Here is a 21,046-nt window from a genome sequence, read left to right on the forward strand (position 1 = left end):
TCCAGGCGGTGCGGGAGCGGGGGTACGTCTCGACGCTAAGCGGCACCGACCCCGCTGTCGTGGTCCAATCCGCGTAAAGTGGCCTATGTGGATCGAGTGGTGCGGCGCATCCCCGCGTCACGGTTCCCCCGGATGCTCGGCGAGTGGCGCGACGGTGAGGGCACGCTGGCGCGCAGGCTGGCCGATGCCGTGGAGAAGGCCGTCTACGACGGCCGGCTCCCGCTCGACGCACAGCTTCCTGCCGAGCGCCTCCTCGCCGACGAGCTCGGCCTCGCGCGGGGCACCGTGGCGGCGAGCTACCGGATCCTGCGCGCCGAGCGGCTGATCGTCACCCGGACCGGCTCCGGCAGCACCGTCTCCCTGCCGCCCCGGCTGCACGACCGCCTCTCGCCGTGGGCCAGCGACCGGGGTGAGGCGGGCAGGAACGGGGCGCCGCTGGATCTGACCGTCGCGGAACCCGCGGCACCCTTCGACGAACTGCTCCAAGCCGTGCGGGAAGCGACCGACACACTGCCCGCCGAGCTGCTCGGGGACGCCGCCGGGGCCCGCCGGCCGTCGGCGCTGCACACGGGCGTCGCCGACCTCTACAACGCCCAGGGGCTCACGACCGACGCGGGACACCTCCTGCTGACCAGCGGCGCCGATGCCGCGCTGAGTCTGCTCAGCGCGGCATACCTGCGGTCCAAGAGCCGGGTCGTCCTGGACTCGCCCACCTACCCGGGGGCGCTCGCCCTCTTCCGCGGCGCGGGGGCCGAGCTGGTCTCCCAGCCCCTCACCCCCACCGGCTGGGACCTCCCCGCCCTGGACCGTACCCTCGCGACGGCCCGGCCGTCCCTGACCTACCTGGTCACGGACTTCCACAACCCCACCGGCCTGCTGATGGACGAGGGCGACCGCACCGAACTCGGGCGGCGGCTGTCCTCCCACGACACCCTGGTCGTCTTCGACGAGACCATGCGCGATCTCGACCTGCGCGGGGCAGCGGCAGCCGCCCCGCCGCCCCGCCTCGCGGCACGCGCGGGTGACCGGCACATCGTGTACGTGGGATCCCTGAGCAAGTCCCTGTGGCCGGGCCTGCGTGTGGGCTGGATCCGCGCACACCCGGACGTCGTCCGCCGACTGGCGGCGCTTCCGCTTGCCGCCGCCCTCGCCCCCTCGCCCTTCGACCGGCTCGTCGCCGCCCGCCTGCTGGAACGCAGACAGGCGGTCCTCGACCGCCGGCGCGTACAACTGGCCCATCAGCGGGACCACGTCGCCGCGCGGCTGTCGGCCCTGCCGTGGTGCCGCTTCCGGGTACCGCAAGGCGGACTGTCCCTGTGGCTCGAACTCCTCGACACCGATTCACGACGCCTGACCGACCTGGCCGCCAGGCACGGCCTGGCCCTCACACCCGGCTTCCACTTCTCCCCGGACGGAGCCCTGGACCGCTACCTGCGCATTCCCTTCACCCTCCCGCCCGAGGCGCTCGACACTGCGGTCGACAGACTCACCGAGGCCCATGCCGCCCGGGACGACGCCCCCTGAGGGAGCCCGCGCCCCGGGCCGCTTCGCGGTGTGCCGGACGAGTAGTCCGATGTCCCGGTCAAGGGTCGTAGGCGATCAGTGATCCGGTGGACGGGGTCGAGCAGGCGTGGGGCCTGCCCGTCAGGAGGGGCTTCGGGCACTCATGCGGGTTTCGGGGCCGCCGGGGGGAGGGCCTCGGTCGGTCCCGGGGTGGTGAGCAGCTCGCGGCGGAGGCGGAGGACCTGGCGCGGGGCGTTCCAGCCGAGGACGGCGCACACGCGTCCGTCCGTCCGGTAGACCCCGGTGAACCGGTCGTCCTCCGGGTCGGCCTCGTGCGGCTCGTACTCCGCCTCGGGCGTGATCAGCCCGTGTACGGCGATCTTGTGGGGTCCCTGGTCCGTCCAGAAGTAGGGCACCCATTCCAGGTCGCGCCGTTGGCCCAGCAGATCGGCGGCGACGACGCGGGCCTGGTCCCCGGCGTGCATCCGGTGTTCGAGGCGCAGGTGCCGGCCGCTTCGCGGGTGGTACCAGGCCGCGACGTCGCCGCATGCGTGGACGCCCGGGGCCGCCCGGCCGACGGCGTCGCAGCGGACGCCGTCGGACAGGTCGAGCTCCGTACGGGTGAGCCAGTCCACGTCCGGGGCCGAGCCGATCGCCGTGAGCACGGTCCCGGCGGTGAGGCGGGTGCCGTTGTCCAGGAGTACTTCCAGGCCCTCGTCCCGGGGGAGTCGGCCGCCTCGGTGGATCTTCTCGACGGTCGCCCCGGTGAGGACGGTGGCACCTGCTGCGGTGAGCCGTTCCCCGGCGAGGGCGCCCACGTGGGGGCCGAGTCCCGGCAGAACGGTGGAGGCCGGGGTGACCAAGGTGACCTCGCATCCCAGGGACAGCGCCGTCCACGCCGTCTCGGTCCCGAGGAACCCGCCGCCCACCACGACCAGCCGCTGCCCCGGACGCAGCCGCCCGGCCAGGGTTGCCGCGTCCTCAACGGTCTTGAGGGTCACGGCGCCCGGGAGTCCGGCGGTCCCGGGCAGGGTGCGCGGAGCGACGCCGGTGGCGACGACCAGGTCCGTGTACGGCAGGGCCGTCCCGTCGTCCAGGGTGACGACGCGTGCCGCGAGGTCGGCGGCGACGGCCCGCCGCCCCCGGTACTCGGAGGCGTCGAGCCGCTCCAGTGCGTCGGGGCCCGCCAGCCACAACTGCTCGGGTCCCGCCTCGCCCTTGAGGAAGCGCTTGGACAACGGCGGTCGGTCGTACGGCGGGTGGTCCTCCCCGCCGACGAGGGTGAGGGCGTCGTCGTAGCCCAGGCGACGCAGTTCCTCCGCCACGGTCAGGCCGGCTGCGCCCGTTCCGACGACGAGGATGCTGCGGCTCACCGCCCGTCCCACAGAATGGCCGCGGCAGGGCACACCCGGGCCGCCTCCTCGACACGGGGGCGTTCCCGCTCCGGCGTCTCCTCGGAAAGGAGGACGGCGACACCGTCCTCGTCGCGCTGGTCGAACACGTCCGGGGCGATCAGGACGCACTGGCCCGCTCCGACGCACTTGCCTTCGTCAACGGTGATCTTCATGTGTGGGGTCTCCTACCAGGCGACGGGGAACGAGTTGAGGCCGTGGACACGGCTGTGCTGCTTGATGTCGTACGGCCGGGACGCGTCGGCCGCACGCAGCGTGGGCACCCGTGCGAACAGGGTGCGGAAGGTCAGCAGCAGCTCCAGGCGGGCCAGCGCCTGACCGAGGCACTGGTGGGTGCCGTGGCTGAACGCGAGGTGCCCGCGGGCGGGGCGCCGCACGTCGAACACGTCGGGGTCGTCGAAGGCCGCCGCGTCCCGGTTGGCCGAGGGCAGGGAGATCAGCACCCCTTCCCCGGCGCGGACGGGACAGCCGCCGACCGTCATGTCCTCCGTGACGGCGAACTGCCGGGGGTGCTGCGCGACCGAGAGGTAGCGCAGCATTTCTTCGATCGCCTCGGCCTGCGCCGCCTCGTCACCGGCGAGGAACAGGTCGCGCTGGTCGGGGTGGCGCAGGAACAGCGCGGTGCCCAGGCCGATCATGTTGCCGGTGGTCTCGAAGCCCGCGACGAGCAACGTCATCCCGATGGTGACGAGTTCGGCCCGGGCGATGGTGCCGGGCATCACCAGGTCACGGGCCAACTGCGCCAGCACGTCGTCGCCGCCGCCGGTGCGGAGCCGCTCGCCCACCAGCGCGTCCAGGTACTGGGCCAGCTCGCCCAGGGCGACGCGCACCTCGCTCGGGTCCGCGTTGCCGGCGAGTGCGCGGGAGGCGGCGTTCCGGAAGAAGGCGTGGTCGGAGTACGGCACGCCCAGCAGCAGGCAGATGACCCGCGACGGGATGGGCTGGGCCACCAGCTCGATCAGGTCGGCGGGTGAGTCGGAAGCCAGCAGATCGTCCACGGCGTCATCGATGATCCGCTGGATGTCGGCGCGCAGGGCGTTGACCCGTTTGACCGTGAAGTGCCGCGCCAGTCGGCGGCGTTGTACCAGGTGCTCGGGGTCGTCGGTGCGGATCAGGCTCTCCGACTTGTCGTCGCGCTGCTGGACGTCGCCGGGGCTGAAGAGGGGGAAGGCCGGGTTGTCGAGCCTGGCGGAGATGCCCTGGCTCGACAGGACCTCCTTGGCGTCCTCGTAGCGGGTGATCAGCCTGGGCTCGGCGCCCTCCAGCGCCTTGACCCGCGGCAGCCCGGGAACCGCGCGGAGTCCGGCGAACTCGGCGGGCGGGCTGAACGGGCACGATCGCTCGGTCGGATAGGTGATGGCGGACGGTCCTGCGGAAGGGTCTGCGCTCACGCGTTACTCCGTTACTCGTGGGGGAGGCGAGAGCTGTGCTCATGCGTGTGGGGACAGAGCGGCCCTCGACCAAATGTGCATCGTGCAACGGTAGTTCATCATGCACATCAATTGCATCATGCACAAGATCGGGACGTCGGGCATCGGAGCGTCGGGGCCTCGGAGGGTGGGGCGGCGACGTGCGCGATGATGGAGGGACGCGCTGACAGGAGGGGCAGAGGCATGGACGAACGAGAGCACCGGCTCAATGACTTCGAGCGGGAGCTGACGCTGCTGTCCCGCCACTTCGTCGCCTCACGCGGGCCACGCTCCGGCCAGAGCCTGGACCGCTCCGCCTACGTGCTGCTCACGCGCCTGGAGGCTGGCGAGCCGCTCACGCTCAAGCAACTGGCCCACACGTTCCAGGTGGGCATCTCCACCATCAACCGTCAGGTCAGCGCGATGCTCCGCAAGGATCTGGTGGAACGCATCCCCGACCCCGACGGTGGAATGGCGCGCAAGTACCGCCCCACCGCCCTCGGGTTGGAACGGCTCCGGGCCGACCGGGCGATCGGCCTCGAAGGGGTCGCGCGCCTGATCGGGGCGACGGGGTGGACCGAGCGGCGAACGCGCGACTTCGTGACCCTGCTCGGCGAACTCAACCAGGGCATTGAACGCCTCGAAGGGCTCGCCCTGGCCCGCTCGGAACAAGGCGCGACGAGCTGACGGACCGCAACCTCAAGGGTCAGTACACCTAAGACAGGTCCTAGTCCGATCGGCCCGCCTGAATCAGTCCGGTCTCGTACGCGGCGATCACGGCCTGGGCGCGGTCGCGGACGCCCAGTTTCCCGAAGACGGCGGTGATGTGGTTCTTCACGGTCGACGTGCTGACGCGCATGGTCCGCGCGATCTCCGCGTTGTCGAGGCCGGTGGCCATCAGGCGCCACACCTCGGCCTCGCGCGGGGTGAGGTCGCCGGTGTCGGCGGTGACGGGGGGTGCGGGGCGCGGCGGGGCCGTGACGTAGGTGGCGATCAGCCGGGTCAGGAGCCGGGGGGCGACGGCCGCCTCGCCGGTGTGGACCACGTGGATCGCCGCCACCAGTTCCTCGGGCGAGGTGTCCTTCGGCAGGAATCCGCAGGCGCCCGCGCGCAGGGCGGCCACCACGTGTTCGTCCAGATCGAAGGTGCTCAGCGCCAGGACGCGGCAGCCGGGCAGTTCCCGGGTGAGCCGGCCCGTCGCGGCGACGCCGTCGAGCACCGGCATGCGGATGTCCATCACGACGATGTCGGGCCGCAGCCGGTGTGCGAGGGCGACCGCCTCCTCGCCGTCCGCGGCCTCGCCCACCACGTCGAAGGCCGGGTCGGGGCCGAGGATCAGCGCCAGCCCACGGCGTACCAGCGGTTGGTCGTCCGCGATCAGGACCCTGATGGCCGGCTCGCGCGTCGTCGCCCCGGTCACCGCAGTGCTCCCGCGTCGGTTCGCAGGGGCAGCCGGGCCGACACCCGGAACCCGCCCTCGTCCAGCGGCCCGGCCTCCAGGGTGCCGCCGTGCAGCACGGCCCGTTCGCGCATCCCGACCAGACCGTAGCCGGGCACCGATCCGTTGCCCGGTCCTGCGGGGCCGGTGCCCGGTCCGTCGTCGGAGACCTCCACGGTCACCCCGTCCGGCGCATACGCCAGTCGTACGTGGGCCCGCGCGTCTCCGGCGTACTTGCGGGCGTTGGTGAGCGCTTCCTGGACGATCCGGAACAGGCTCAGGCCCACACTCGGCGGCAGCGCACGCTCCTCGCCCCGTACGTCGAGCGAGGCGGGGAGCCCGGCCCGGCACGATTCGGCGACGAGCCGCTCCAGGTCGCCGACGCCCGGCTGCGGGGCGGTCGGTTCGCTCTCCCACTCGTCCCCGGCCCGGAGCACGTCGAGCAGCTGCCGCATCTCGCGCAGGGCCACCCGGCCGGACGCCTCCAGCGTGACCAGCGCCTCCCGGGCCACCTCCGGGTCACGGGCGAGGTTGGCCCGGGCGCCCCCGGACATCAGCTGCATGGTGGTGATGTGGTGCGCCACGATGTCGTGCAACTCCCGGGCGATACGCCGCCGTTCGGCCGCCACCGCCTGTTCCGCGAGGAGTCGGCGTCTGGCCTCGATGTCCCGCTGCCAGTGGTTCATCACGGTCGCGGCGATCGCCACGACCGCCGCGGCGGAGACGGTGCCCACGATGTCCACGACCGGTGGCTGCGGCCACGACGCCGTGTCCACCAGCGACATCGTCACGGCCGCCAGCGACGCCGCGACCGCCACGGCCGTGCGCCGGGACCGGATGACCGTGTAGAGCGCGACGACCACCGCGGCATTGAAGTGCTGGCTCATCGGCACGTTCAGGTGCAGGACCAGCCCCAGCAGCAGAACGGCCGCGAACGACAGGACCGGCGTCCGGCGCCGGACGAGCAGCGGCAGCGCGGCCACCACCACGAGGAAACAGCCGGCCACCGGCACGTCGCCCTGCTCGGACTGGCTGCTGAGGGTGAAGCCGATCAGGTCCACGGCCGCCACACCGGTCATGACCAGGGCGTCGTCGCGCGTCCACGGCAGCGCCTCGCCGCCCGCCGGGATCCCCGGGGCGCCGGGGTCGGGGCGCTTCGTCACCATCACGGTTCTCTTCTCTCCTGACCGGGCCGTACTCACCAGCCGCCACCGGTGCGGCACGCCTGCCGCCCGCGATCCAGTCTCGCACCGGGATCCGGGCGCCTCCCGGGCCCCCGGGCCGACCCTCGGCCTGGGACCAGGGTCCTGGTCGGCGGCCACCCCCGGCCCACGCTCCCAGGCCGCTTCTCGTCCCGTACTCGGACGATCCGCGCGTTCCGCGGTGATGAGCTTTTCCTGTGCCGAAAACGCCGCATCCCACCCACCGTTGGAGAACACCGTGATCCGCGCCCTGACCGGGTTCTCCACCCGCAACCCGTGGAAGGTCATCGCCCTCTGGGCGGTGGTGGGCATCTTCCTCACCCTGCTCGCCCAGGCGCTGGTCTTCAAGGTCACACGGACCGGGAACGGGGACTTCCTGCCCGCGCAGTACGACTCGGCGGCCGCGCTGAAGGTCGCCGAGGAGAAGTTCGGGGTGAAGTCCGACGCCAACGCGGTCACCGTGCTCGTCGGCAGGCAGGACGGCAAGCCCCTCACCCGGGCCGACCAGCGGCGCATCGGCGAGGTCGCCGAGGAGCTGGGCCGCCGGCACGTCGAGATGCCCAAGCCGGAGGACGACACGCCCTCGTTCATGTACGAGGACTACTCCCAGACCCCGAAGGTCACTCCCGCCATGGTCGCGCCGGACCGCGGCTTCGAGCTGCTCTCCGCGCAGCTGACCGGCAACAGCACGGACCCCGGCCTGCACGACCTCTACCGGGCCTTCCGGGACGGGACGAAGGACGAGTTCGCCGATGCCGGGATGCGCACCGGATTCACCGGCGGCCTGGCCGACCTCGTCGACACGGCCGAGGCGGAGGAGACCACCGCGACGGTCGTCGGCGCCCTCATGCTCGGTCTGATCGTCCTGATCCACATCCTGGTGTTCCGCAGCGCGCTGGCCGCCTTCGTCCCCCTGATCGCGGTCGCCGTCGTCGCGGGCGCGGCGGGAGGTGTGGTCGTGGGCACCTCGATGCTCGCCGGCATCGACCTCGACCCGTCCACCCCGCGCATGATCGGCGTCGTCCTGATCGGCATCGGCGTCGACTACTTCCTGTTCCTGCTCTTCCGCTTCCGGGAACAGCTCCGGGCCCGCCCCGACGTGTCGGCCCGTGCCGTCGCCGCGGAGGTGAGCGCCCGGGTCGGCACGGCGATCACCTCCGCGGCGCTCACCATCGTCGCCGCCTTCGCCACGCTCGGCATCGCGACCTTCGGGCAGTTCCGGGTGCTCGGCCCGGCCATCGCCGTCTCGGTACTCGTCATGCTCCTCGCCGGCCTCACCCTGATGCCCGCACTGCTCGCGGCCACCGGACGCGCGATGTTCTGGCCGTCCCGCTCGCTCGGGCGGGAGCCGCGCACCGGCAAGGCCGCGAGCGTCGGCGATCTGGTCGCCCGCCGCCCGCTCACGCTGATCGTCGCCTCCGTCGCACTGCTCGGCGCGCTGGCCACCGGACTCGTCGGCATGCGGATGGACTTCGGCCAGACGTCCGGCGGCCAGGACACCCCGGCGGCCGTCACCGCCGCCGAGATCGCCCGCTCCCTGCCCGCCGGTGTGTCCGATCCGGCCACGGTCTACGTCACCGCGAAGGACGGCGCCACGCTGACCGACCGGGGACTCGCCGCGCTGCCCAAGGCCCTGGCCGGGGTCGACGGCGTCGGCCGGGTCGGCGAGACCGTCTTCACCAAGGACCGCACCGCCGCCCGTATCGACGTCCACCTCACCGTCGACACCCGGAGCCAACGGGCCCGCGACCTCGTGTCCGGCCCCGTCCGCGCCACCGTCGCCGACCACACACCTCCCGGCGCGCAGGCCCATGTCGGCGGTACCGCCGCGGTCTTCGCGGACATCTCCACCGCCGTCGGCCACGACCTGAGGACCGTGTTCCCGGTCGCCGCCGCGCTGATCGCGCTCATCCTGATCGTCCTGCTGCGCAGCCTGCTCGCCCCGGCCGTGCTCATGGTCGCCGTGGGCCTCGGCTTCGCCGCCACCCTCGGCGCGTCGGCCCTGTTCTTCCAGCACCTCCTCGACCGGCCGGGGGTCGGCTTCATCCTGCCGCTGGTGCTGTTCCTCTTCGTCGTCGCGCTCGGCACCGACTACAACATCCTGATCAGCGACCGCATCCGCGAGGAGATGGACCGGCCGGGGCCGGCCCGCGCCGCCGTCGCCCGCGCCGTGCGCCACACCGCTCCCGCCGTCGCCACGGCCGGTGTCGTCCTCGCCGCGTCCTTCGGGAGCCTCGGCGCCAACTCCGACCCCGGCACGCAGCAGATCGGCTTCGCGACGGCGCTCGGCATCATGCTCTCCGCCTTCGTCGTCTCGATCGTGCTGGTACCCGCGCTCGTCGCGCTCCTGGGCCGGGCCACGTGGTGGCCCGTCCGCCCGGGACGCCCCAAGGGAAGCCACCAGGGCCGCCACCAGGGCCGCCACCAGGGCCGCCAGGACGAGTCACCGGCAGGCCCGTCGCACCACGACCACCTCTCCCCGACCCACTGACGCTGTTCCCCTACCGACAGGAGTAGTTCCATGTACGCACATGTATCGCCGGTCTCGCCGGTTTCGCCGAAGTTCCGTCCCGCGCTCTCGCGGGGTGGTCGGCGCAAGGTCCTGATGGCCGTGACGGTGCTGACCGGGGCGGTCATGGTCGCCGGTGCGCTGTTCCCGTCCGCGGCGTCCGCCGCCAGGCCGGACACGGTTCAGAAGAGCTTGGACACGTTGGTGCGCGAGGACCGGGTGCCTGCCGCGCTGGCCACCGTCACGGACCGGGAGGGCCGGACGCGCGTCTACACGGCGGGTGTCGGTGATCTGAAGACCGGGGCGAAGGTACCGAAGGACGGGCAGGTGCGGGCGGGCAGCAACACCAAGGCGTTCACGGCGGTGGTGGTGCTCCAGTTGGTGGCCGAGAAGAAGGTCGCCCTGGACGCCCCCGTCGACACCTACCTGCCCGGCCTGCTGCGCGGTGACGGGATCGACGGCCGCCACATCACCGTCCGCCAACTCCTCCAGCACACCAGCGGACTTCCGGAATACCTGGACAAGCCCGCGATCCTCAAGGATCCGCAGAGGTACTACGAGCCGCGCGAGCTCCTCGACGCCGCCCTCGCGCAGAAGGCCCACTTCGCGCCGGGGGAGAAGTGGGAGTACAGCAACACGAACTACCTGGTCGCGGGCCTCATCGTCCAGAAGGTCACCGGCCGCCCGCTGGGTGAGGAGATCAACCGGCGCGTCGTCGACCGCATCGGGCTGCGCCACACCTACTTCCCCACCCCCGGGGACATGACCATCGAGGAGTCCCACCCCAAGGGCTACCACCGGGACGCGCCCGGCTCGCCCTGGCGCGAGGTCACCGAACTCGACCCGTCGTGGGGTGGGGCCGCAGGCGCGGTGATCTCCACCAACAGCGACCTCAACCGCTTCTACACCGCTCTCCTCGGCGGCAGGCTCCTGCCCCCGGCCCAGCTCGCCCAGATGCGCACCACCGTCCCCGTGGATCCGTCGGACCCGGGTTACCGCTATGGGCTGGGCCTGGCCAGCCGGCAGTTGCCGTGCGGCGGCGTCTACTGGGGCCACGGCGGCACCATCCCGGGATACGCCACCCTGGGCGGTGTCACGGAGGACGGCCGCGCGGTCAACATCGCGCTGACCGCCATACCGGCCGACAGCGCCACCGAGGAGCAGGCGCAGGCCGCCGTCGAAACGACCCTGTGCCGCTGACGGCTCCCACCTGACCAGCCGGATCAACCGGATCAACCGGGACGGCCGGGATGACCGCCGGCCCCGCCCTGTGGGCACAGATGCCCGACGCGGGCGGGGCCGGCGGTCCGCGCCGGGGCGCGCCGCCGCCCCACTCTTCGACCGCTCTTCACCGTCACCAAAGGAGTTGCCCCATGGATGTATGTGTCCCGCCGAGGTCTCGTCCCCCGCTCAAGCCGGGTGGTCGGCGCAGAGTCCTGCTGGCGATGTCGGTGCTGACCGGGGCGGTCATGGTCGCCGGTGCGCTGTTCCCGTCCGCGGCGTCCGCCGCCAGGCCGGACACGGTTCAGAAGAGCTTGGACACGTTGGTGCGCGAGGACCGGGTGCCTGCCGCGCTGGCCACCGTCACGGACCGGGAGGGCCGGACGCGCGTCTACACGGCGGGTGTCGGTGATCTGAAGACCGGGGCGAAGGTACCGAAGGACGGGCAGGTGCGGGCGGGCAGCAACACCAAGGCGTTCACGGCGGTGGTGGTGCTCCAGTTGGTGGCCGAGAAGAAGGTCGCCCTGGACGCCCCCGTCGACACCTACCTGCCCGGCCTGCTGCGCGGTGACGGGATCGACGGCCGCCACATCACCGTCCGCCAACTCCTCCAGCACACCAGCGGACTTCCCGAATACATGGCGGCCCCCGTCTTCGAGGACTTCCCCGCCGTCCGGTACCGGTACTTCGAGCCGCGCGAGCTCATCGACGGTGCGCTCGCGCAGAAGGCCCACTTCGCGCCGGGGGAGAAGTGGGAGTACAACAACACGAACTACCTGGTCGCGGGCCTGATCATCCAGAAGGTCACCGGCCGCCCCGTGGGCGAGGAGATCGGCCGACGCATCATCGACCGCATCGGGCTGCGCCACACCCACTTCCCCGCCCCCGGAGAGACGACCGTCCACGAGCCCCACCCCAAGGGCTACGAACGGGAAACGGACGACGGGCCCCTGGTCGACTACACCACCATGGACATGTCCATGGCCTGGGCCGCAGGCGCGGTGGTCTCCACCAACAGCGACCTCTACCGCTTCTTCGCCGCCCTCCTCGGCGGCAAGCTCCTGCCCCCGGCCCAGCTCGCCGAGATGCGCACCACCGTCCCCGCGGAGGAACGCGGCCCCGGCGTCCGCTACGGCCTGGGCCTGACCAGTACGCCACTGTCGTGCGGTGGCGTCTACTGGGGCCACGGCGGAACCGCCCTCGGGTACCGGACACGAGGAGGCGTCACGGAGGACGGACGCGCCGCCACCGTCGCGGTGACCACCACCCCGACGGGCGCGGCCTCCCGGCACGTGGAGGCCGCCGTCGACACGGCACTGTGCCGCTGACCCCGGGCGGGGAACAGGCCCGGAACAGGCCCGGAACAGGCCCGGAACCGGGGCGGAGAAGGAGGTGGGCGGGAGGACGGGCCGGTGAGACCGCGGCCCTACTTCTTCTTGTACTTGAGGGTCTTCCGCTCGTTCAGGCGCTGGATCAGGCCGAAGGCGGCGAGGGCGAAGGGCTTGATGGCTGCGGTGGGGATGTCCTGCTTCATGCGGCGCAGTTCGGCGACCAGAGCGAGTTCCTGTTCGCCCGGCCTGCCCACCTGGTCCTCCACCGTGCCCAGCTTGCCGAGCGACGGGTGGACGTAGTCCCACTCCTCCTCGCGGTCGCCGACCTGCTCCTTCTCCTCGTCGTTCAGGTGCGCGAAGTTCCGCAGCAGGTCCTTGCCGGCCGGGATGCCCTTCAGCCATTCGGCCCGGGTCAGCGTGATCTGCTTCGTCTCGCGGTCGCCGGCGTCCCCGCGCGCGACGGGCTTGGCGTACAGCTGGGCGCTCCCGTCCTCGGGGAATCCGACCGCCCTGAGGGCGAACGCGACGAACCTGTTCGGGTCCTCGCGGAAGTACGCCTGGAGCGGGCCGGGCAGCAGCGCGAAGTTGTGGGCGAAGGAGGTGCGGGACATCAGTCCGCCCGCGATCGACTTCGAGTTGGGGTTCTCCTCCAGCTTGGCGCCGTAATGGAGGTAGCTGCCGATCAGGGAGACCAGGCCGACCAGGCCGTCCGTCGATGCGTCCCCGATGCTCTCCCTGGGCAGCTCCTTGGCCAGCTCCTCGGCCGCCAGACGGATCTTGGTGACCTTGGTGAGGGCGGTCCGGTGCAGGTCCTCGCCGGCCTGCTTGCGCTGTCGGTGGGCCGGGCGCTTGAAGGGGTTGGACGGCTTCTTCGGCACCTCCAGGTACTCCAGGAACCGGGGCAGCTGATCGAGCTTGAAGCCGCCGGTCGTCTGCGGTTCGTAGAGGAGGGGGCCGCGCAGCGGGAACACCATGATCCCGGACTGCGCTTCGAAGCCCGCCACCCGGATGCCGTCGAGCGGGAAGGACGTCTCCGCCTGCCTGGCGTCCAGGGCGCTGGAGACCTTGGTGATCGTGTTCATCACCTCGACGACCTCGTCCTTGCTGTCCAGCGGATCGGTCACCCATTCCAGGGCCGAGCCGCCCGTGGGGCTGACGTCCGAGGTGAGCTGGTACTTCGTGCCGCCGCCGACCACACCCATCTTGGGGACGTCCCGGCCGGGTATGGGGGTCTCCCGGATCGCGTTGTTCCTGAGCAGCGCGGTCTCGCCGTCCGCCATGAGCTGCTCGTACGTGTCGGGGGCCTCCTGCCGCAGTCGTCGGAGCCGCCCCGCGCCCTCGTCGGTGAGCCGGCGTTCGTAGGGGCGGTCCGGGGGTGCCGGGGTGAGCCACCTGCGCATCAGATCCGTCTCGGACGCGCTCTGTTCGGTCTCGTCCAGGAGGCGTTTCGCGTCGGCCGACTTTCCGGCGAGCGTCACCATGATCTGCGCGTGGCGGACGGCCTCGCGCTCCACGATCTCGTTCTGGTAGCTCTCTTCGTCCGCCTGGGTCAGGTCGTTGTGGTCGCGCATGCGCCACTGCGACTCGAACTCGAAGCCGACGTGGCGCTGGACCGCGTCCCGGTGGCCGGCGCCGTTCCCACGGTCCTCGCCGCCGGTCGTGGCGTGGGGGTGGGCGCTCCCGCCGCGGGCGACGCGGTCGCCGACCTCGGCGGCCTCGCGCTCCCACCGGTCGCCGGGGTCGCTGAGCCCGGCGGGTGCGCCGCGCTGCGTGGTGTGGTGGATCTCGTGGGCCATCGTCCCCATGTCGCGCAGGACGCTCGCGTTCTGCACGACGATGTTGTCGCCGACGGTGTACGCCTTCGCGTCGATGGCCGCGGTGGTCCGCGCGTCGACCGAGACCCTGAGGTGGCCGAGATCGGCACCGAAGGCCCGCTCCATGGTCGCCCGCATGCCGCCCGGCAGCCGGGTGCCGCCACGCCCGGCCGTTCTCACGGCCTCGCGGACGGCATCGTGGCCCTGGTCGGCGTCCGCCCGGTTCCGCTCGCCCTCGATCATGCGGGCGACGGCGGCGTTGCCGTACGTACGTTGCAAGTCGTCCAGGGAGCCGGGCGGGGCGGAGACCGGGGCGGCCGGAAGCGTGGCGGGGGCGCGAACGGTGCCTTCCGGACCGGTGCGTTCGTGGTCGCGGCCGGGGCCTGGGCCGGGGCCGGAATGGGGGCCGGGGCCGTCGTTCCGGCGGGACTTCGGGGTGTACCGCATGGAGGAATCCATTCGCACGAGATCGCTTGCACCGCCTCGGAACGCGACTCTGCCGCAGGAACCGGCGGGAGGAAAGGACGGAACGGGCAGACCGCGGGCCAACCCCGGCCGTTCACAGGGGCGTTAGTGCGGCGACGGGCGCGGGTCCGGTCGTACGGGAAACTCGTCGAAACAGTCGTCCGGGCGCGGCCGTGAACGGGGCCTTCCCGGCCCCGGCGAGGTGCTCCGGCCCGATGGGGGACGCGTCCCGGAGCCCTGGGCCGCCGCTGCCCCGCGCGGGCTTCTCCGGGGCGTGCGGCAGCCCGGTGGGGCTCGGTGAAACACCTCGTGACCTGCACTTTTGGCTCGGCCGTTCCTAGAATTGGCCTCGGTCGAAAGGGGGGCCGGATGGACCGGACCGTACGCACCGTCGAGGACGTTCTCACGCTCCTGGACGGACTGTTCGAAGCCGAAGCCGAGACCGAAACTTGCCCCGAGCCCGGGGCCGGTCGTCTGGCGACCGGTGACGGCAAGGACTTCTGGGACCGCTTCTACGCCGACCGGTCCGGCCCGGCCCCGTTCTTCGTACCGAAGCCGGACGAGAATCTGGCCGCCCATGTGGAGCGCGGCCTGCTCGCTCCCGGCCGCGCCCTCGACCTGGGGTGCGGGCCGGGCCGCAACGCCCTGTACCTCGCCTCGAACGGCTTCGAGGTGGACGCGCTCGACCTCTCCCCGGTGGCCGTCGCCTGGGCGAAGGACCGGGCCCGGGAGGCCGGGGCCGACATCCGCTTCCTCTGTGGCAACGCCTTCACCCTCCCCGCCGACGTGCTGGACGGCCCGTACGACCTGGTCGTCGACTCCGGGTGCTTCCACCACCTGCCCCCGCACCGCCGCATCAGCTACCTACACCTCCTCGACCGCGTCCTGGCCCCCGGCGGCCATCTTGTCCTCAGCTGCTTCGCCGCCGGTGACGGGGGAATGGGATCGGAACTCCCCGACGCCGACTTCTACCGCGAACGCCGACTGCACGGCGGCCTCGCCTATTCGCCCGAGGCGCTGCGCCGGATCTTCTCCGGTCTGGAGGAGATCGAAATGCGCCGGATGCGCGAGGAGTCGGCCGAGTCACCGCTCTTCGGTGTGCCGTTCCTGTGGACCGCGCTGTTCCGTCGCGCCGCCGCCTAGCGACCCGGTCTGGTCCGAACCAGACCGGACCGAGCTGGTTGCCTCCCCAGGTGGGAGTGCAGAGAGGCAGGGGGAGCTGTGTACGTGTCGGGGCCCATTGGCGCCACCGGACCCGGAACTCGCCCTCGGCCCGCAGAGATCAAGACCAGGAGCCGCCCTACGGGCCTACCCGCACGGCGATGTCGCTGTGCGGGTAGACGGAAAAGTTGCCCCTGTAGTCGGCCGTTGCCGTTGCCGCGGCTGCGGTCCACGGGCCGATGCGAGGCACTTCAACGAGTTCTTTGATCAGGGTGTCCGGGGCGAGGATGGGCCACTGCTCGCCCCAGTCGAGGTACGTCGCGGCGGCGGCGGCGCGCAGCGCGGTGCGGTTGAACTCCGTGCCGGCAACGGTGAACTTGTCGGGTGAGATGCCGAGTACCGTCTCGGCGCTGGGAACTACGGAGAGTTCGCCGCCCGCCGTGTCGAACCGGCGCTCCTACGTGGAGCGGAACGCCTGGTGCTCCGGACGGTCTGCTCGGCACGCACGACCTGGCGGAGCACGGCGCCCACGATCGCTTCCCACAACGATGGATTGGTGAGCCGGACCACAGTGCCCAGTCGAACCAGTTCGGAGGCCGCAGTTCGGCTGGCCCGGGGCCGGTGGGCAGGCCGATCGGCGAGGTGTAAGCGAGAGGCGGAGGCTTGGCGGTGATGTCTTCACCGGCGACGATGCTCAGCCCGAGATGTTCGCGTCGGTGGTTCCAGGAAGTCAGTCAGGCCGTGCCGCCGTGCTCGACGAGTCGGGCGAGTTCTGCCGTCGGGGGAGGTGTCATGCGGGGTGCCTCGGCAAAGACCTGCGGACTCATAGGGCTGGCTCCGTTTGCGTACAGCCTTTGCTTGTGGTGGATCGGTACATGGAGTTCGACATGGCGCACGGGGCGTACGGTCCACTCCGCGACGGCCCCGCTCTCCATGGTCATGCTGAATCCGAGCGGAGCGCCGTTGTCGAGCGGCCCCCGAGACACCCCGCGGCGCGTGTCGACCTGTTCGGCCGCGCGTCTCGCGTCGCGCGGTGTCATCCCGAACGGCTTCGCGGCGTGGACCTACGCGCCGGAATGCCAGGATCGTGTTGTCGGGCGCGCACCACCTGCAGGGCCCGTACCGGTCCCCGTCGTCGCGCGTTCTCCGACGTGCACCGGACCGCGTCGAACAGGAACCCCGACGCGACGGTCCCCCGTCCAGGTATGGGGCCAACCCGCGGCGTTGTCCCGTTGACGCGCACTGAGTATTGTGCGTTCTGAAGTTGCTAGTCAGGGACTGGTGTGTGCCCGCGGTCTGTGTGCTCGTACTGGTAGCAGGCGGACGGCTTCGGCAAGGATCATCGGTCACTGGGCAACTTCGCGGATCGTCAGCACCAGTAGGGCCTTGACCAGAGTGATCGCTCACTTCGGTTGTCGACAGGTGAAGAAGCTCAGTGTCTCGGTCACCTGCTTTATCTCAGCCTGCCAGGGAACTCCATATTCGGCCGCGCGGTCCAGAGTTCGATTACAGGCGCTGATCTCCGGTCGCCTCAATCCAAGAAGTGCACCGTGGGTGAACCTCGAAGGGTGCGTCCTCGTGCGGGTGGCAAAACCGAGCCGCCCTAGCTGTCAGCCTTAAGAGCGGACTCGGCGACCCAAGCCGGTGAAACGGCCGAGGCAAACAGCCATCTGAGTCCTTTGTGGGGCGGGCCGGCGTATACCTGCCACGTATCCCCCCTGAGTGGTCGATTTGGTGCGGGGATTACGTACCACCAACACGTGTCAATGAGATCAGGTGGCGACCTTGCGTCCTCAAGTCGCTTTGTGTGCAACGGTTTACCGTTAATGTTGGCAACTCCGTGGCGAGGTGTCGGAGTGGGTATAAGGGCCTGGCCTTTGCCTGCGGATGAGGAAAGGCCGTCATGAGTTTCGGATTGCAGGGGAGCTGGGAATGAACGTGAGTGTTGTGATCACTGGGGCAGGTGTGGCGGATGAGCTGCGTCCCCTGCACGAGTGGCTGACAGTCGAGGAGGAACTCCGGGGCCGGGTACGGTTGATGCAATCGCCGCCGCCGACTGGCGCTCTCGGCGCGATCCCGGAGATGCTCACCATCGCCCTGGCCCCAGGCGGGGTGTCCGCGGTGCTGGCGAGCGCTGTCATCGCATGGATGCGGCACCGCACCGGCGAGGTCGCGTGCAAACTGACCCGGCCGGACGGGACGAGCGTAGAGGTCTCGGCTCAGCGGGTACGTGGAACGGATGTAGCAGAGGTACGGGAACTGGTCGCCGAGTTGGCCAGGACGCTGGAGGGCGATCCCAACTCGGTCGTGGCTGATGAGGCCGATCCGGCTGTATCGCCTCGATCGCAATCTTGATGACCAGCCTGAGTGCGCCCGGAACTCGGGTGCTTCTGATCGGCACCAGCTCCCACAGCGAGACATCCGGCCTGCCGCCGGTGCCGGCGGTGATGGGCACCTTGGCCGATCTGGGGCAGGTGCTGGTCGAGCGCTGCGGACTGGCTGAGGAAAACCTGCGAGTGGTCCGCGACCCGGCAAATCCGACCGAGTTGGGGATTGCCATCGCTGAGGAGGCCGAGCTTGCTGAGGGAGTGCTGTGGATCTACTACGTGGGCCACGGGCTGGTCAACCCCGCTGGCGAACTGTATCTGGCCACCGTCGCCACTGATGCCCGCCCGGGCCGGGTGGCATACACCGCGCTGGCCTACACGGCGTTGCGTGGATCCCTGCTCGAAACTCGGGCCCGGTCCATCATCGTTGTACTCGACTGCTGCTTTTCGGGGAGGGCCGTGGGTGTCCTGGGGAGCATCGAGGACCAGGAGGTGGACCTGGCTCGGGTCCACGGCGGGTACGTCCTGGCCGCGGCAGCCCGGGATGAGCTGGCGCTGGCCACGCCAGGCGCCCCTCACACCGCCTTCACCGGTGAGTTCATCCGTCTGCTCTCCGATGGCGACCCGGAAGGCCCGCAACAGCTGACGCTACGACAGGCCTATCGCTACCTGGACCGAACGCTGCCCGTGCGAGGCTTTCCGCGTCCCCGCCACCGTGCGAGCGAGTGGATCGACGACTTGGTGTTGTGTCCGAACCCTGCCTACCGGCCGCCGCTTCTGTCGCCCGCGCCGGAACGAGCGCGGGAGGATTCGATACCTCAAACGTGCCCCTATCCGGGCCTGGCCGCGTTCACTCCCAGCCAGGCACAGTGGTTCTTCGGCCGGGAGCATGTGATTACCGAGCTCGCCGGAAGGCTGGCTGGGTGTATGGACACAACCGACCCGTTGGTCCTCACGGGCCCCTCCGGGGCCGGCAAGTCCTCCGTGCTGGCCGCAGGTCTGCTGTCCGCTCTGAGTAAGGGGGTAATGCCGATGCCGGGGGCCAGAACATGGCCGCACCTGCTCATGACCCCTACCGAGCACCCGTTGGCCGAACTGACCAGCCGTCTGGAGCGGCTGGCCGGCGTGCCGAGTGCATCGCTGCGCGAAGAGCTCGACAGTGACCCAGCTCGACTCGCCTCCGTCATCCGCGAGATGCTTCGCGCTCGAGCTGGCCGGACGACGATCACCGGGTCGCGTCTGGTGCTGGTGGTGGACCAATTCGAGGAAGTTTTTACCCAGTGCGTGGACAGACGTGAGCGCCAGCTGTTCATCAGTGCCCTGTGCGCCGCCGCCAGTGGTGGTGGTGATGAGCCGTCCGCACTGGTGGTCCTGGGACTGCGGTCAGATTTCCACGACCATTGTGCCACCTACCCTGAACTGCGGCGCGCTGTGCGCAACACTCCCCTCTTCCTCGGGCCGATGACCGCCCCGGAACTGCGTGAGGCCATCGCCGAGCCTGCTCGAATCGCCGGACTGGAATTGCAACCAGGGCTGGTTGAGATTCTGCTGCGCGATCTCGGTGTCGATGACACAGGGCAAGGCTCCGACCCGGAGTATCTGCCGCTCCTGTCTCATGCCTTGCGCGCCACATGGCAACGTCGCGAGGGTCGCTCACTGACTGTGGCCGGTTACGTGGCCACTGGCTATGTCCGAAACTCAGTCGAAAACACCTCCGAGGCGATCTACAGTCACTTTAATTCCGCCGAACGGCAGGCAGCCCGATCCTTGCTGCTGAGCTTGGTCCACATCGGTGAAGGCACCCAGGACTCCCGGCGTCGAGCCAATCGCATCCAGCTACTTCACGACTCGACCCATCCGGAGACCGTGGATGAAGTTCTGGAAAAGCTGGTCGAAGCCCAATTGGTCACCATCGAGGCGGGAACTGCCTACATCACCCATGAGGCGTTGCTTCACGCCTGGCCACGGTTGCGTCAGTGGATCGACGACGATCGGTCCGGAATGCGTATCCATCAACAGCTTGCCCAGGACGCCGATGCATGGGACAGGGACGGGCGAAACCCCTCCCATCTGTATCGTGGGTCCACTCTCGGTCTTGCCCAGGAATGGGTCACCAGCTCCACCCGGCACAGTCACCCCACCGCCCTGCAGCGGAAGTTCCTGAACGCCGGCGCCCAAGCAGTCCGGCGGCGCAACAAGATGCTGGGGCTGCCTGTTGTCGCCCTGAGCTCAGCTCTGCTGATCACGGCCGGCTGGCTCGTGAGTGGCGGGGACCAGAGCGGCGGGGACCACAGCGAGGGTGATCGGTGGCGGGTCTCGCACCCTCTGCTGCGTATCGGCGTTGCGAGGGATCAGCCGGGCATGAGCATGTATGAGGAGAAGACGAAAAGCTTGTCGGGCTTCGAAGTCGATATGGCCCGAGCAATTGCTCGAAATATGGGGTACGGCAATCGTGAGGTCGAATTCTCCCCTGTGACGAGTGAGAGTCGGAGCGCCTACGTGGAAACGGGAAGGGTCGACTTCGTCATCGCTTCATACAGCATCACGGATGACCGCAAGGCGACCTCCCTCGACTTCGCGGGCCCGTACTACATACCGAGTGGGGGTTTCCTGGTCGGCGCGAAGCCGACCAAGTACACGATCGACGACTCCAGTGACCTGCGTCGCCTGCACGTGAATGTATGCACCGCACGTGGCTCGACGTACGAGACGGCGCTGCCGAAGCAGGGATTCACCATGGCGAAAGCACAGCCCCTCACCGACCAGGATTGCCTGGACAGACTGCTGGATCCGGCTTCCGACGTCTACGCGATGGCCTCGGACGACATCGCCGTTGCCGGGTACGAGAGGGCCAATCCGAGCAAGGTGCGACGACTGGATAGCATCCCTGGCGCAGGGGGCTACGGCGTGGCCATGCGTTCCGAGACGCCGGCCTTGAAGAACGAGGTGTGCTCGGCACTCAAAGATATTGTGTCTGGCGGTGACTGGGAGAAGATGTTCAGGAAGAACCTGACCGCTTTGACGGGGGCCAAGAATCCGCCAAATCCTGCTGACCTGACGGAGTGCGAGAGCTGATTCCGAGTTTGGTGTGAAGAAGAGCAGCCCTTGCGCCGAGGGCTCTGGTGGACTTGCCTGCACCGCCCGTCGCTGTCGAGCGCTTCCTTGAACTACCTCGCCGATCTGATACGCGTCCATCTGAAGAAGATCGGCTCACAGTGGCGGGTTCCATGAAATTCGCCGCCCTTGTGCTGGCG

General features: G+C 70.2%; 14 protein-coding genes. 8 read left to right on the forward strand and 6 right to left on the reverse strand.

Annotated elements, in window-relative coordinates; all coding sequences use genetic code 11:
- Nucleotides 1–87: 87 nt before the first annotated feature.
- Nucleotides 88–1,524 carry a PLP-dependent aminotransferase family protein gene (locus ACF08W_RS04680; RefSeq protein ID WP_392278412.1) on the forward strand — a complete coding sequence of 479 codons (1,437 nt, stop codon included), beginning with the start codon at nucleotides 88–90 and terminating at the stop codon, nucleotides 1,522–1,524.
- A 140-nt stretch (nucleotides 1,525–1,664) separates the two neighbouring features.
- Here the strand turns inward: ACF08W_RS04680 and ACF08W_RS04685 are convergent, their stop codons facing one another.
- The 3 genes from ACF08W_RS04685 to ACF08W_RS04695 are packed head-to-tail and all read right to left on the reverse strand — an operon-like array spanning nucleotide 1,665 to nucleotide 4,306.
- The gene (locus ACF08W_RS04685) at nucleotides 1,665–2,876 is read right to left on the reverse strand and encodes an NAD(P)/FAD-dependent oxidoreductase (RefSeq protein WP_392278413.1); all 1,212 of its coding nucleotides are present in this window, start codon (nucleotides 2,874–2,876) and stop codon (nucleotides 1,665–1,667) included.
- Entirely contained in the window at nucleotides 2,873–3,070 is a 198-nt protein-coding gene (locus ACF08W_RS04690) for a ferredoxin (RefSeq protein WP_352280003.1), read from the reverse strand. Before ACF08W_RS04690 ends, ACF08W_RS04685 begins: the two co-directional genes overlap by 4 nt.
- A 12-nt stretch (nucleotides 3,071–3,082) precedes the next feature.
- A complete protein-coding gene (locus ACF08W_RS04695; protein WP_392278414.1) occupies nucleotides 3,083–4,306 on the reverse strand; it encodes a cytochrome P450 in 1,224 nt (407 codons plus the stop codon).
- Nucleotides 4,307–4,528: 222 nt separating this feature from the next.
- On the opposite strand from ACF08W_RS04695, the gene ACF08W_RS04700 reads away from it, so the two are divergent.
- Nucleotides 4,529–5,011, forward strand: a complete 483-nt coding sequence (locus ACF08W_RS04700; protein ID WP_392278415.1) for a MarR family winged helix-turn-helix transcriptional regulator — start codon at nucleotides 4,529–4,531, stop codon at nucleotides 5,009–5,011.
- Between the two features lie 40 nt (nucleotides 5,012–5,051).
- On the opposite strand, the gene ACF08W_RS04705 is transcribed toward ACF08W_RS04700, so the two are convergent.
- On the reverse strand, nucleotides 5,052–5,744 hold the full coding sequence (locus ACF08W_RS04705) for a response regulator (protein ID WP_392278416.1): 693 nt from the start codon (nucleotides 5,742–5,744) through the stop codon (nucleotides 5,052–5,054).
- Complete coding sequence (locus tag ACF08W_RS04710; protein ID WP_392278638.1) at nucleotides 5,741–6,928, reverse strand: sensor histidine kinase; 1,188 nt, start codon at nucleotides 6,926–6,928, stop codon at nucleotides 5,741–5,743. The genes ACF08W_RS04705 and ACF08W_RS04710 overlap by 4 nt, the downstream gene beginning before the upstream one ends.
- Nucleotides 6,929–7,202: 274 nt before the next feature.
- On the opposite strand from ACF08W_RS04710, the gene ACF08W_RS04715 reads away from it, so the two are divergent.
- The 3 genes from ACF08W_RS04715 (at nucleotide 7,203) to ACF08W_RS04725 (ending at nucleotide 12,022) form a co-directional block, all read left to right on the forward strand.
- Complete coding sequence (locus ACF08W_RS04715) at nucleotides 7,203–9,455, forward strand: MMPL family transporter (RefSeq protein WP_392278417.1); 2,253 nt, start codon at nucleotides 7,203–7,205, stop codon at nucleotides 9,453–9,455.
- Nucleotides 9,456–9,569: 114 nt separating this feature from the next.
- The gene (locus ACF08W_RS04720) at nucleotides 9,570–10,673 is read left to right on the forward strand and encodes a serine hydrolase domain-containing protein (RefSeq protein ID WP_392278639.1); all 1,104 of its coding nucleotides are present in this window, start codon (nucleotides 9,570–9,572) and stop codon (nucleotides 10,671–10,673) included.
- A gap of 245 nt (nucleotides 10,674–10,918) precedes the next feature.
- On the forward strand, nucleotides 10,919–12,022 hold the full coding sequence (locus ACF08W_RS04725) for a serine hydrolase domain-containing protein (RefSeq protein ID WP_392278640.1): 1,104 nt from the start codon (nucleotides 10,919–10,921) through the stop codon (nucleotides 12,020–12,022).
- 98 nt (nucleotides 12,023–12,120) lie between these two features.
- On the opposite strand, the gene ACF08W_RS04730 is transcribed toward ACF08W_RS04725, so the two are convergent.
- Nucleotides 12,121–14,286 carry a DUF4157 domain-containing protein gene (locus ACF08W_RS04730; RefSeq protein WP_392278418.1) on the reverse strand — a complete coding sequence of 722 codons (2,166 nt, stop codon included), beginning with the start codon at nucleotides 14,284–14,286 and terminating at the stop codon, nucleotides 12,121–12,123.
- Nucleotides 14,287–14,673: 387 nt separating this feature from the next.
- On the opposite strand from ACF08W_RS04730, the gene ACF08W_RS04735 reads away from it, so the two are divergent.
- From ACF08W_RS04735 to ACF08W_RS04745, 3 genes are all read left to right on the forward strand, one after another.
- Complete coding sequence (locus ACF08W_RS04735) at nucleotides 14,674–15,447, forward strand: class I SAM-dependent methyltransferase (RefSeq protein ID WP_392278419.1); 774 nt, start codon at nucleotides 14,674–14,676, stop codon at nucleotides 15,445–15,447.
- Between the two features lie 1,950 nt (nucleotides 15,448–17,397).
- The gene (locus ACF08W_RS04740; RefSeq protein ID WP_392278420.1) at nucleotides 17,398–17,820 is read left to right on the forward strand and encodes a hypothetical protein; all 423 of its coding nucleotides are present in this window, start codon (nucleotides 17,398–17,400) and stop codon (nucleotides 17,818–17,820) included.
- Nucleotides 17,820–20,867, forward strand: coding sequence for a transporter substrate-binding domain-containing protein (locus ACF08W_RS04745; RefSeq protein WP_392278421.1), 3,048 nt, complete (start codon nucleotides 17,820–17,822; stop codon nucleotides 20,865–20,867). Before ACF08W_RS04740 ends, ACF08W_RS04745 begins: the two co-directional genes overlap by 1 nt.
- Nucleotides 20,868–21,046: the final 179 nt, after the last annotated feature.

This window comes from Streptomyces sp. NPDC015144, from assembly GCF_043079735.1.
GTDB lineage: Bacteria > Actinomycetota > Actinomycetes > Streptomycetales > Streptomycetaceae > Streptomyces.

Coding starts and splice junctions, on each gene's coding strand:
- ACF08W_RS04700 (WP_392278415.1), top strand. CDS start 4,529: ATGGACGAACGAGAGCACCGGCTCAATGACTTCGAGCGGGAGCTGACG.
- ACF08W_RS04735 (WP_392278419.1), top strand. CDS start 14,674: ATGGACCGGACCGTACGCACCGTCGAGGACGTTCTCACGCTCCTGGAC.
- ACF08W_RS04690 (WP_352280003.1), bottom strand. CDS start 3,070: ATGAAGATCACCGTTGACGAAGGCAAGTGCGTCGGAGCGGGCCAGTGC.
- ACF08W_RS04730 (WP_392278418.1), bottom strand. CDS start 14,286: ATGCGGTACACCCCGAAGTCCCGCCGGAACGACGGCCCCGGCCCCCAT.
- ACF08W_RS04725 (WP_392278640.1), top strand. CDS start 10,919: ATGTCGGTGCTGACCGGGGCGGTCATGGTCGCCGGTGCGCTGTTCCCG.
- ACF08W_RS04720 (WP_392278639.1), top strand. CDS start 9,570: ATGGCCGTGACGGTGCTGACCGGGGCGGTCATGGTCGCCGGTGCGCTG.
- ACF08W_RS04745 (WP_392278421.1), top strand. CDS start 17,820: ATGACCAGCCTGAGTGCGCCCGGAACTCGGGTGCTTCTGATCGGCACC.
- ACF08W_RS04710 (WP_392278638.1), bottom strand. CDS start 6,928: ATGGTGACGAAGCGCCCCGACCCCGGCGCCCCGGGGATCCCGGCGGGC.
- ACF08W_RS04740 (WP_392278420.1), top strand. CDS start 17,398: ATGAACGTGAGTGTTGTGATCACTGGGGCAGGTGTGGCGGATGAGCTG.